This window comes from Streptomyces sp. ST2-7A (assembly GCF_021390475.1).
Classification (GTDB): domain Bacteria; phylum Actinomycetota; class Actinomycetes; order Streptomycetales; family Streptomycetaceae; genus Streptomyces.
On sequence record NZ_JAJUWS010000002.1, the window covers coordinates 82,695 to 95,299 of the forward strand.

The following is a 12,605-nucleotide window of genomic DNA, read 5'->3' on the forward strand; positions in this document are numbered from 1 at the left end:
CCGTGCCAGACGCAGGGGTCAGCCACGGTCAACACCGGTGCCGTGCGGTCGAGTAGCCGCCCGCTTCCTCGGCCGACGAAGCCGCAGCTCAGCCCGCAGGTCACCCAGCCTCTCTCCTAAAGCGGGTGTCGCAGGTTCGAATCCTGCCGGGGGCACAGGAAAACGCATGGCCAGAGGCCCTTTCGTCCACCGGACGGAAGGGCCTTCGCGCTCGCGGCACGCATGCGAGCCCGTGCGGCCCAGCCCTCCGAGCCCTTTTCATTCGGCGGGGAGTTGGTAGGCCAGTACGTAGGCGTCGGACGCCATCACCGTGTCGCAGACCTCCACCGCCCGACCCTCGGTGTCGTAGGCGGTGCGGATCAGGTGGATCACCGGCACCCCGGCCGCCAAGCGCAGCGTCTTGACCTCCGCCGGGGCGGGCATCCGGGCACGCACCTCCTCCTCGAAGCGATCCAGACGGTGCCCCAACTCCTCCAGACGGGCGTAGATGCCACCGGGACCCGGGTTGGGCTGCGCGATCGGAGTATTGCGTGCCAGGTCCAACGGCAGGTAAGAGGAGGCGAACTCCACCGGCCGACCGTCCAGGAGGTAGCGGCGACGCCGAACCAGGACCTTGCGGGCCCCGGCCCAGCCGCGCGGCGATGTCCTGGCTCGGGCGCTCCTCGCACACCTCCAGTCGACGGTCCACAGCCATCCGTCCGGGTTCGGGGCTCGTGAAAGCCGGCGGGCGCAACGTCCGTTTGGTGGGCCTGCCGCTTCTGTGGTCAGGCGGGGGCAGGCATGAAGCCGCCACGGACGGTGCCCGAGGACAGCAGCGCGGGCCGGTCGAGTACCTCGGGCATGCGGTCCACGGACAGAACTACCGCTCCTCCGGCCTGCTCGGCATCCGCGCACCAGTCACCCATGTCACCCGATGCCGTGTGGTCGCCGGCTTCGTCCACCACCGGCGCGGTGAAGGCGGGGATGACGAGCCCGTGGTCCCCGGGCCCCTCCACCACGCAGAGGGTGAGTCGTGGAACGATGCTCCAGCCCCCGCACCGGGGTACCTCTCCGTCCGGTGCGGTCAGGAGCGGCAGGGCATCGTGGACAGGCGCGTCGACCATCAGGAGCATGGGAACGGCACCACGGACGAACAGGGTGTTCTCGGGATCCAGCAGCACGGGACCACTCTCGCAGGCCGGGACATCGGAACGGCACGGGGGTGCCGAGGAGGACCACGACCGCACGGCAGTCCCGGCCACCGGCCGGTCCCCGGACAGCCCTTCGGCCACAAGCGCGCGGCGTGAACACGTGGCTGCCATGACGAGGGCCGATGGGGCGCACACACGGCAGCCGGGGTCGCCGCCGCTCGGCACACGGGTCATCGCCCACGGCTTCGCTGCACTCCCCGCCTTTCCCTCGTGTCCGGGTTCACTCCGCAGGGCAAGTGAACACGCCCGGGCGGCGAGGACGCACTCTGCTCTCCCGGGGGCAGACCGGGCGAAAGGTAGTTGGTACGAAGCCGGAAACGGCCAACAGTAAAATCATACGATCCTTCAGGTAGGACCAGCGCACCTGGAGGGTTCGTGGAAACTGCTGCTCTCGTTCGTCCGAACCGTCTGTGGTCGGCCGAGGAGGTCGTGACCCGGCCGAGTCCCGTCCCGGCCACGGCGGGGGTCTACGGATGGCACTTCGAGAGGCCGCCTCATCCGGACCTACCGGCAGGACGCCTGCTCTATGTCGGCATAGCGCCGCGTTACATGGCGAATCGGGTCAGCAAGCAGAACCTGCGGAAGCGGATCCGATACCACTACCGGGGCAACGCGGCCGGATCGACGCTGCGACTCACCCTTGGTTGCCTGTTGGGTCTGGAGTTGCGCCGTGCGGGCAGTGGTGGACGCATGACCTTCGGCAGGGAGGGCGAGGCCTGTCCGAGGGCGTGGATGGCGGAGAACGCCCGGGTGTGCTGGGTCGAGTGCGACGAACCGTGGGTCGCGGAGTCGCGGCTCATCTCCCGACTCGATGTGCCCCTGAATCTCGACCGGAACCGCCACAACGCGTTCCACGACCGTCTCAAAGCGCTGCGAGCCGAAGCCCGCAGTCGTGCCCGGGCGTTGCCCATCAGCTCATAGGCCGTCGGATCGGCATCGCCGGCCGGTTTCGAGGTGACGGGCACTCTGCCAGGGCGCCGACATGGGAATGTGGAACGCGACCCCGGGCACCGAAAGGACGGCTTGCGTGACCACCACCCCGGCGATCGACCTGCGCGCCTTCACCACTCTCGGTGCGGGAGTTCGTGGTGCTCTCCTCGACGTATACGCCGAGGTGCGCGCCCCGCTGCTCCATCTGCCGAACTACGCGGTCACCGCGTTCGGCGAGCGGCTGGACCGGCACGCCACCGAGCCGGGGTTCACCACTGTCCTCGCCTACGCCGAGGGGTACCCGGTCGGTTACGCCTACGCCAACACCATCGAGCACGGCGACCGATACTGGCAACGCACCACCCCGACACCGGCCGAGAGGTACACCGAGCGCCCGGCCGTGGCGCTGAAGGAGATCGGCGTTCGGCCGGCCTGGCGGAGGACCGGAACCGCCCGCCGCATCCACGACGCCCTCCTCGCCGATCGCGAGGAGCCGCACGTCACGCTCATGGTCAACCCGGCCGCCGGGGACGGAAAGGTCCACGCCCTCTACAGGTCGTGGGGCCACGAGGACATCGGGCGGAGCCGGCCCTCACCGGCATCGCCGGTGCTCACCGTGATGATCCGCGTCATCCGCTGACCGGCCCCCGTGACAGTCTGCCGGCTCCGAGTCGTGTTCACCGTCGCCCCGGCGGGGGCGACGCCCCGGCCCGGGGCCGATCCTCCCGGCCGCTCTCCCGAGAGAGGTGGGGCGGGTTCGGGGCCCGGCGGGGCGCTGGGTGAGGGGCGGAGCCCGGCGGGGCTTCCTCACAGAAGTGGGGACGGAAACCCTTTGCGGCGGGGGTTGACGACCTCCGGACGGGCCGTTAACGTGCTCATGAATTCGATATCGCGAATACTGTTCGCAATGTCGAACAATCCCTTTGTGGCGGCGCCGCCAGGGGAAGATCTCTTCGCCCTCCCGGCCTCCCCCCGTGGGCGATTCGATGTGACACCCGCTTTCACTCCGACATGAAGACGGGATTTCTCGCAGTCTTTGATCGCGCCCACAAATGGGAGCGCTCCCAAGTGCGACATGAAACGATTCGGAATCAGGTTCCGAACACCCGGATGGCGCAGGTCGACGCCGACGTTCAGGAGGGGAAGAAATGACGCCGCACCACCGTGAACCCATGATCCCCGGGCCGGGTTTCCCCAGCCGGAGGGCCCTTCTGGCGACCATGGGGGCGCTGCCCGTCCTCATGGCCGCGACACCTGCCTCGGCGGACCCCGGGGCGCCGTCCGCGGCCTCGGCGACCGACGTGCTCGTCGACCCCTCGGCGGAGCGGCAGACGATCCGGGGCTTCGGCGGTATGAACCACACGAGTTGGATCGGGGACCTGACCCCCGCCCAGAGGGACACGGCCTTCGGCAACGGCGAGGGGCAGTTGGGGTTCTCCATGCTGAGGATCCCCATCCCCGAGGACCGGGCGCACTGGAGCCGGGAGGTGGCGACGGCGAGGCGCGCGATCGAACACGGGGCGATCGTGTTCGCGTCGCCGTGGAACCCACCCGCCCACATGGTCGAGACCTTCGTCCGCGGCAACCAGTCCAACGCCAGGCGACTGCGGCACGACATGTACGGCGCCTACGCGCGGCACCTCGACGACTTCAACGGGTTCATGAGGGACAACGGGGTGAACCTGTACGCGCTCTCCGTGCAGAACGAACCCGACTACGCGCACGACTGGACGTGGTGGACCCCGGCCGAAATGGTCCGTTTCCTGCGGGAGAACGCCGGCTCGATCAACACCCGGGTGATCGCTCCGGAGTCCTTCCAGTACGTGAAGAGTTTCTCGGACCCGATCCTCAATGATCCCGCCGCCCTCGCCAACACGGACATTCTCGGCGCTCACCTCTACGGGACGCCGTACGGAAACTTCCCCTACCCCCTCTTCAGGGAAAAGGGCCGGGGGAAAGAACTCTGGATGACCGAGGTCTACCACCCCAACAGCAGTGATTCGGCGGACCTCTGGCCCCAAGCCCTCGATGTGGGGCAACACATCCACCACTCCATGGTGGATGCCGAGTTCCAGGCGTACGTGTGGTGGTACATCCGCCGAAGCTACGGCCCGATGCGGGAGGACGGGCGGATCAGCAAGCGCGGCGCCAACATGGCGCACTTCTCGAAGTTCGTCCGGCCGGGATACGTGCGGGTCAACGCCACCTCCTCCCCACAGGCGAACGTGTACACCTCCGCGTACAAGGGCGGCTCCCGGATCGTCATCGTGGCCATCAACAAGGGGACGACGTCGGTGGGTCAGCGGTTCACCCTGGCGCGCGGCACCGTGTCCGGCGTCTCGTCGTGGTTGACGGACGCGAGCAGGAACCTCGCCCCCCGGGGCGGGATCGGCGTCTCGAACGACTCCTTCACCGGCGAACTCCCCGCCCGGAGTGTGACGACCTTCGTGGCCGAGGTCGCCGGGTCCTCCGCCGGGATCGACCCGAACGCCTGGTACGTCCTGGTGAACCGCAACAGCGGCAAGGCGTTGGACGTGTACAACCTGGCCACCGGTGACGGGGCTCGGATCACCCAGTGGTCCCGCAACGACGGGGCCTGGCAACAGTGGCGGTTCGTGGCTTCCGACGGGGGCCACCACCGGCTCCGGTCCAGGCACTCGGGAAAGGTGCTCGACGTCCACAACTGGTCCACGTCGGACGGTGCCGAGATCGTGCAGTGGACGGACCACGATGCCGCCAACCAGCAGTTCCGTGCGGTCGAGTCGGCGGACGGCCATGTGCGGCTGATCAACCGTCACAGCGGCAAGGCGCTGGAGGTGCAGGGCGCCGCCACCCATGACGGGGCGAACATCGTCCAGTACTCCGATTGGGGCGGGAGCAACCAGCAGTGGCGCCTGGTCCGCGTCGGCTGACGCGGGCACCGACCGCCGGGGTCGTGCTCCCGTCGCACCCACCGGGTGACGGGAGCCGCCCCGGGCCGCCCCGGGTGGAGCCGGGTGGTTCCGAGCGGTCGACAGTGGAGCGGGAGGTCGCCCCGGGGCCGGGGTCCCTCCCCCGGCCTCTCCCCCGAGGGGCACCCGATCGACTGCGCCCCGCCCCGACACTGCCGAGAGGTGCACCGGGCAGCGGGCCGGGATGCCGAGAAAGGTCGGCCGCGGTGGTGTCAGGGGGCGGGACGGTTGCCGAGCGTTCGGGCGGCCGCACGGATGGCGTCCGCGTAGGGGGCATCGCACGCGCGTGTGTCCGCATCGAGTTCCACGAAGGGCATCAGCGACCGGTGGGGGTCGTCGATCGGCTGCGTCCGGGCGGACCAGACGTCGTGGACGTCCTCGTCGGTGACCTGCTCCCCCTCGCTTTCACATGACCGGGTCTCCGGACGACTACCCCACCGAGGTGGGGGGAGGGTTTCGACGAGAGGGCGGGACCCCACAACGCAAAGACCGTACGGCCCCCGGACGAGAGGGGCCGTACGGTGTTCATCGGCTCACCGGAATCCTCATTCCGCGCGCCCGGGAAATCCCTCGGAATTTCCGGTGATCGAACGGGTCAGTTGGGGCAGCCACTGGAGTTGTGGCGACAGAGGGAACCGATGGTGTAGGTGCCGGCCAGGTTCGCCTGGGCACCGCCCAGGGAACTGCCGATGCGGTTCTGGTAGTTGAAGGCCCGGTAGTAGTGCATCCGGTGGGAAGTACGGTTGTACACCGAACGGGTGACGGTACCGTTGTTCATCCACGAGCACATTTCCCGCGCCCTCGGATAGTTGGAGGCCCCCCACGTGCACCGGTCGCCGGTGCCGTTGGAGCCGGACCAGAAGCAGATGGAGCCGCTGGGGCAGTCGCTGTAGGCAGCGGTCCCCACCTCCCCGTTGGTGTCGAACCCGAGCGCTTCGCCGGGTTCGATCGTCTCGACGGACGGAGCGGAGCCGTACGCCGCGGGAGCGATGGCCCCCGATGCCTGCGCGGCGGGAGCGAGTACGAAAGCGAGCACGAGAGCCGCGACTGCCGAGACGATCATCTTCACACGCGATTTCATCTGCGGAACACCTTTCTCCTGTGCGTCACCCGCGTGACGCCGGCGAAACACTAGAGCCGACGAAAGGGTTTCCGCACCCTCGATTCGGTCATCCAGCAAAGAAATCCCCCGATCGTGGAACCCGATAATGATTTCCTCTCTCTTTGCCTTACGGAAAGGAACCCTTTGCCGCATCGGGGCACATGACAGGGACACCTTCATCACCTCCCCGGGATCGAGAGGAAGCCTTCGACCCTCCTTCATCCGACGCCACATCGCGATCAGGGTTTCATCACGTCGAACGAGATGATCATGGCCGGTCGGGTGAAGGCCGTTCGAGGCCGGGTATCCACCATCGGATCCCGTCTTTCCCGGGGGCCACCGAGGCCACGGGAGTGTTCGTCCGGTGGCCGGGCGGCCGGGAATCCCTTCCCGCCGACACGGCGGCCCCGGTTCGGGGCCCGAAACGTCCGCACGCGCGGGGCGCCTCATCACGACTCCTCCGATGATGAGGCCACCGGGGCGGGGCAACGAAGCCCGGCTGCCGGGGCGGGGTTCGCCCCGGCCACCGGGGCGGGTGAGACGGTGCGGGCCCCGGGCCGGGGCCCGGAGTCGGTGGTCGGGGTGGAGGAGGCGCTCGGCGGCGTCCGCCCGGTCGGACGCGTCGGTGGATCCGCCGTCGTCGGTGGCGTCACAGGCGGTGAGGGGCAGAGCAGCGCCTGCGAGAACCGCCGCGGTGTACGGGACCACCCGACGGGGGTCATGCCGGGCCGTGCGTCCGTGGAGCGTGTGCGTGACGGCTCGGTTGCGCACCGGCATCCGCTCCGGGACATGTGACGAATGATCGCCCTTGGGGAGATCGGGGTCGGTGGGGCCGGCCGGGGTCGCCCCGGTCTCGTGGCGCCCCCCGGCGCCAACCGGTCATCAACGGGTTCCACCATGGCACAATCCCGGTCGGACCCGATCGCTCCCGGCTCCCGGCTCCCGGCTCCCGGCTCCCGGCTCCCGGGATGAGAGTCCCCGGGTACGGCGGCGTGTTCGCCAATGCCCGGGTGCTCGGCCGGGTGGTCGATCGCCGACGCCAACAGCCCCGGTGCGGTCCACGTTGCGACCTTCCGAATCCGCGCAGGAGTCTTCTCCCAAGGGGCCATCACCGACAGCCGGCTCGGAGCATGCCTGCGGGAAGTTCCCAAGCCGGGGGTTTCACCACGGCCCTCCCGAACTGTCCGCTTGTGAACGGGAGAAGTGTTGCTCGGTCTTCTCCGCGCCGTTTAGGGTCCGTGGTTGCCACCTGTTGTTCCTCCGGGGGGACGCGGCAGGGGCATCGGGGTGACAGGGGAACAACGGGGGTTGATGGGTCGTGGCGCGGGCGTCGGATTGGTCGCCGGTGGGGCTGGGGTCGGACCCCACCCCGGGGGATCCGGAGCGCATCGAGCGGTTGGGCGGTGAGCTGGAGGAGTTCGCCGATGACGTGTTCACCGCCCTGGGCAAGGTCCGCTCGATGGGCGAGGAGGGCGCGCTCGCCACGTTCGTGGGCGAGAGCGCGGAAGCCTACCGGGACCGCTTCGACAAGCTCCCGCCGGATCTGGACAAGCTGCACACCTCCTACGACCTGGCCGCGCAGGCCCTGCTGACCTACGCACCGAAACTGCGCGAGGCGCAGACGGACGCGGATCGGGCGCTGAGCGAGGCGATCGAGGCGCGCGAGGAGCTGTCCACCGCGCAGTCGTGGTTGGAGCGGGCCACGAGTGCTCTTGAGGACGCGACCGAGGCGGCGGAGCCGCCGGATGAGGGCGAGGTGGCGGCCGAGGTCCGCCGGGCGCTCACGGACGCGGAGAGCGATCAGGGCGACGCGGAGACGGCCGTGACCGACGCCCGGGGGAAGTTGGATCTGGCGATCGCGTTGGCCGGTCAGGCCAAGGAACTGCGCGAGGAAGCCGCCGCCAAGTGCAAAGCGGACCTCGAAGAAGCCTCCGAGGCCGGTATCCCGAACCGCAAGTGGTGGCAGAAGGCCGCCGATTGGGTGGTGGACAACTGGGACACCATCGTCGCCGTCGCCAAGGTGGTCGTCGCGGTGGTCGGCATCATCGCCATGATCATCGGCGGGCCCCTGGCCCTGCTGGTCCTGGCCGCCGCCCTGATCGTCCTCGCCGACACCCTCATCGACTACGCCCACGGCGACGCCACCCTGTGGGACGTGGCCTTCGCCGCCCTGGACTGCATCCCCGGCTTCAAGGGCATCACCACCGCAGCCGGACTGATATCCGGCATGAGGACCGGGTTGAAGGGCCTGGCCGCAGGTGCCGCAGGGCTGGGCAGGACCGTGCGCAAGCAAGCGGTGATGATGGCAAGGCGCAACGGTTGTGGCGACCCGGTCGACGTGGCAGCCGGGGAGGTGTTCATGTCCGCCACCGACGTGGAGTTGCCCGGCGTCCTCCCCTTGGTGATCGAACGGCACCACATATCCGGCTACCGCGAGGGGCGCTGCTTCGGGCGTTCCTGGGCCTCCACCCTCGACCAGCGGCTGATACTGGAGGACCGGGGGGTGCGGTTCCACACCGAGGACGGGATGTCCCTGCTCTACCCCGTCCCGCAGGCCGACCCCGACCATCCGGTGCTACCGGTCGAGGGGCCCCGCTGGTCCCTGGCATGGGACGGCATTCCCGGCTCGCCGCTGATCGTGCACCAGCGCGAGACGGGCCGCACGCTGCACTTCGCCTCCGTGGCCGGTCGGTCCGGCGCCGAACTGCCTCTGATCGCGATCACCGATCGCAACGACAACCGCATCGACTTCCTCCATGACGAGGACGGTGTGCTCACCGAGCTGAGGCACTCGGGTGGTTACCGTGTGGATGTCGTCGTCCGGGAGGAACGCGTCGTCTCCCTCGCCCTGCGGTCCGACCCGGACGAACCGACCCTCGTCACCTACGACCACGACGACGCCGGCAACCTCGCCCGCGTCCACAACTCCTCCGGCCTGCCACTGCGCCTGTGGTACGACGAGGATCACCGGCTCATCCGGTGGGAGGACCGCAACGGCATCTGGTACCGGTACGAGTACGACGACGCGGGACGTTGCGTGTTCTCCACGGGGACCGACCGGGCCATGGAGTACCGGTACCGGTACGACACCGCTGATCACCGCACCCGGGCGACGAACAGCCTCGGCCACACCACCGTCCACCGCTTCAACGACAGTTACCAGCTGATCTCCCGAACCGACCCCCTCGGGGGTACGAGCCACCGGTCATGGGACCGCTACGACCGACTCCTGGGCTTCACCGATCCGCTCGGCAGAACCATGACGATGGAGTGGGACGAGCGGGGCGATCTCATCGGGACACGGTTGCCCGACGGCACCACCTCCACCGCCCGTTTCAACGAGCTGGGCCTGCCGGTGGAATTGGTCGCCCACGACGGAGCGACCTGGCGACAGGAGTGGGACGAACGCGGAAACTGTCTGTCGATCACGGCTCCCGACGGTGCCACCACCACCTTCGCCCGTGACCGTACCGGTGCTCTCGGCTCGCTGACCGATGCCGAGGGCGCCGTACTGCGTCGCACCAACTCCCCCGCCGGTCTGCCGGTGTCCGTGGTCGACCCGCTGGGTGCCGAGACGCGCTACCGCTATGACGCGTTCGGCCGGCCCGTCGCCGTGATCGACCATTTCGGCGCGGTCATCGAGCAGTCCTGGACCGTCGAGGGTCTGCTCGCCTCCCGGGCGGGCCCGGATGGTGCCGTCGAGAAGTGGCAACACGACGGTGAGGGCAACCTCGTCGCGCACACCGACGCTCTGGGGCGGGTCACCCGCTACACCCACACGTTCTTCGACCTCATAGCCTCCCGGACGACGCCCGACGGGGCCACCCACACCTTCGGGTACGACACCGAACTGCGGCTCACCGCTGTCACCAACCCACAGGGGCGGAGGTGGGAGTACGTCCATGACGAGGCGGGGCGCCTCGTCGCGGAGACCGACTTCGACGGCAGCACCCTGCGTTATCGCCACGACGCCGTCGGTAACCTGCTCGCTCGCACCAACGCCGTGGGGCAGGCCATCACCTACCGGTACGACGATGTCGATCAGGTGATCGGCAAGGGTGTCGATGGGCGGGAGGTCGTCTACGAACTGGACCCCGCCGGGCGAATACTCCGGGCCGCCGACCCATTGGTCACCCTTGCTCTCGATTACGACCGGGCCGGTCGGGTCACCGGGGAAACCGTCAACGGCCGTACACTCACCACGGTTCACAACGCGCTCGGCCGCCCCACCGGGCGCACCACGCCTGCCGGGGCCGCCATCGGCTATCGGTACGACGCCGCCGGGCACCGCACCTCCCTGACTCTCTCCGGGAGGACGATGGAATTCGCCCGGGACGCGCTGGGTCGCGAAACCAGCCGTCGATGGGGCAGCGGTGGTCCCTGCCTCACCACCGCCCGGGACGCGGCGGACCGTGTCACCGCCCAGACACTCGCCACGGCCGGTGCCGATCGGCCCGTTCGGCACCGCACCCACACCTACCGCCGGGACGGCAGTCCGGTCGCGGTCGCCGACTCTGCGACCGGCACCCGGGCCTTCGATCTCGATGCCGGCGGCAGGATCACCGGTGTCCGCGCCGAGGGCTGGACGGAGAGCTACTCCTACGACGAGTCGGGCAACCAGACGGAGGCCCACTGGCCCGACGGGCAGCCGCAGCCGGAGGCACGCGGGGAGCGCCGGTACAGCGGGAACCGCGTGACCCGCGCCGGGTCGGTGCACTACGAGTACGACGCAGCCGGCCGGGTGGTGGTGCGGCGCAGGACCCGGTTGTCGCGCAAGCCGGACGTCTGGCGTTACACCTGGGACGCCGAGGACCTCCTCACCTCGGTCGTCACCCCGGACGGCACCACCTGGCGCTATCTTTACGACGCCCTGCGACGGCGGGTCGCCAAACAGCGGCTCGCGGCCGACGGCGAGACCGTGGCGGAGGAGACGCGTTTCGTCTGGGACGGTCCGCACCTGGTGGAACAGACCACCCGGGTCGCGGGGAACCCCGAGGAGTACACCCTCACCTGGGATCGCGAGGGGATGCGTCCGATCGCGCAGACCGAACGCACCACCTCGGCCGATGCTCCCGACGAGGTCATCGCGCAGCGCTTCTTCGCCATCGTCACCGATCCGGTCGGTACGCCCACCGAACTCGTCGACGAGAACGGGGGGATCGTCTGGAGCGCGCGTTCCACTCTCTGGGGCCTCACGACCTGGCAGGCTGACGCCGCCACGACGACCCCTCTGCGGTTTCCCGGCCAGTACCACGATCCGGAGACGGAACTCCACTACAACTACTTCCGCCACTACGACCCGGCCACCGGCAGCTACATCAGCCCTGATCCGCTCGGGCTGGACGCCGGGCCCAACCCCCGGGCCTATGTGAGCAACCCGCTGACATGGGTGGACTACCTGGGTCTGCTGACCTGCGCACAGAACGCCGCCATCCTGCGACGGAACATGACCGCCGAGGGCCGCGGCCCGGCATCGGGTCAGGCGGCGGCACATATCGTGCCATCCAGCCTGAATCGTGGTGGTTCAGCCAATTCCCGAAAAATCCTGAGCAAATACGGAGTGGATATCAACGATGCCGCGAACGGCATCCCCCTGGGGCACCCCACACCTCACAACTACACCCATCGGACAAATTTCCTCAACCGACTGGACGACCACTTGCAGGAAACAGTGGACACCATGGAGCAACTCGGTCGTGGAGCGGATGAAATCGGTAGAGCTCTGCGCACCGAGTTGCGCGGCATCGGCAAGGCAGTGGAGCAAGAACTGAAGACCGGCGTCCCGGGCGCCGGAGCATACTGGACCGCATGAGCGACACACCCCACTCCCCCATGTCGGTTTGCCGACTGCTACCGAACATTCCGGAGGGAACCCGCGGGTTGGCCTTCGACGACAGCATCAAGCAGTTGACGCGGTGGCAGGTAACCGGTTCCGCCGAGGACCGTCCCACCGCCATCCAAGCCGAATGGCGGGACGGGGAGGGTGAGCGCAAGGCCGACTTCCCCACCGGTCGTCCCACCGGACCGGTACTCAGCCAACGGTTGACCAGGGTTTTGGGAGAAGAGACCCTGATGCGCGCCGGTACGTTGATGCCTCTGCTCATCAACGGCGTCGAGCAGAACGAGCACCGCCTGTATGTGGTCGGCCAAGTGGTTGACTGCCTCGATGTCGAGCTTTCCTCCGAGCCCGAGTCCCTGACCGGGAGAATCAAAGAATCCGTCTTCCGGCCCGAGGCCGTTCCCGTGGACCTCCCCGCTTTTCGGATCCCGCAGTATCCGATGGCCGTCCACTGGAATGGCTGGGCCGCAGACATCCTGGCTCGCGAACTCGGCGAGGAACTCGAAGTCCGTCTCATCTGGTCGGAGGACCCCGGGCTCGCCCCCCATCCCAACCCCTGGGGCTTCTGATCCCGTCGCCTCGGGCAGCCGATG

At 68.7% G+C, this 12,605-nt stretch carries 6 protein-coding genes and 2 pseudogenes; 5 read left to right on the forward strand and 3 right to left on the reverse strand.

What is annotated here, in order from left to right:
• Positions 1 to 258: 258 nt before the first annotated feature.
• Together LZF96_RS02060 and LZF96_RS02065 are read right to left on the reverse strand one after the other, a co-directional pair.
• A pseudogene (locus LZF96_RS02060) lies at positions 259 to 676 on the reverse strand (GntR family transcriptional regulator); the annotation flags it as partial.
• A gap of 88 nt (positions 677 to 764) precedes the next feature.
• Positions 765 to 1,160: a hypothetical protein gene (locus tag LZF96_RS02065; RefSeq protein ID WP_233865066.1), complete on the reverse strand. Its 396-nt coding sequence runs from the start codon at positions 1,158 to 1,160 to the stop codon at positions 765 to 767.
• A gap of 405 nt (positions 1,161 to 1,565) precedes the next feature.
• Here LZF96_RS02065 and LZF96_RS02070 point away from each other — a divergent pair, with 405 nt between their 5' ends.
• The 3 genes and pseudogenes from LZF96_RS02070 to LZF96_RS02085 form a co-directional block, all read left to right on the forward strand.
• Positions 1,566 to 2,111 carry a GIY-YIG nuclease family protein gene (locus LZF96_RS02070; RefSeq protein WP_233865068.1) on the forward strand — a complete coding sequence of 182 codons (546 nt, stop codon included), beginning with the start codon at positions 1,566 to 1,568 and terminating at the stop codon, positions 2,109 to 2,111.
• Between the two features lie 106 nt (positions 2,112 to 2,217).
• Positions 2,218 to 2,760: a GNAT family N-acetyltransferase gene (locus tag LZF96_RS02075; RefSeq protein ID WP_233865070.1), complete on the forward strand. Its 543-nt coding sequence runs from the start codon at positions 2,218 to 2,220 to the stop codon at positions 2,758 to 2,760.
• Positions 2,761 to 4,507: 1,747 nt separating this feature from the next.
• A pseudogene (locus tag LZF96_RS02085) lies at positions 4,508 to 5,029 on the forward strand (RICIN domain-containing protein); the annotation flags it as partial.
• Between the two features lie 637 nt (positions 5,030 to 5,666).
• On the opposite strand, the gene LZF96_RS02090 reads toward LZF96_RS02085, so the two are convergent.
• The gene (locus tag LZF96_RS02090; RefSeq protein ID WP_233865072.1) at positions 5,667 to 6,152 is read right to left on the reverse strand and encodes a peptidase inhibitor family I36 protein; all 486 of its coding nucleotides are present in this window, start codon (positions 6,150 to 6,152) and stop codon (positions 5,667 to 5,669) included.
• Between the two features lie 1,339 nt (positions 6,153 to 7,491).
• On the opposite strand from LZF96_RS02090, the gene LZF96_RS02095 reads away from it, so the two are divergent.
• Positions 7,492 to 11,985 carry a DUF6531 domain-containing protein gene (locus LZF96_RS02095; RefSeq protein ID WP_233865074.1) on the forward strand — a complete coding sequence of 1,498 codons (4,494 nt, stop codon included), beginning with the start codon at positions 7,492 to 7,494 and terminating at the stop codon, positions 11,983 to 11,985.
• Complete coding sequence (locus tag LZF96_RS02100) at positions 11,982 to 12,581, forward strand: hypothetical protein (protein ID WP_233865076.1); 600 nt, start codon at positions 11,982 to 11,984, stop codon at positions 12,579 to 12,581. The genes LZF96_RS02095 and LZF96_RS02100 overlap by 4 nt, the downstream gene beginning before the upstream one ends.
• Positions 12,582 to 12,605 lie beyond the last annotated feature (24 nt).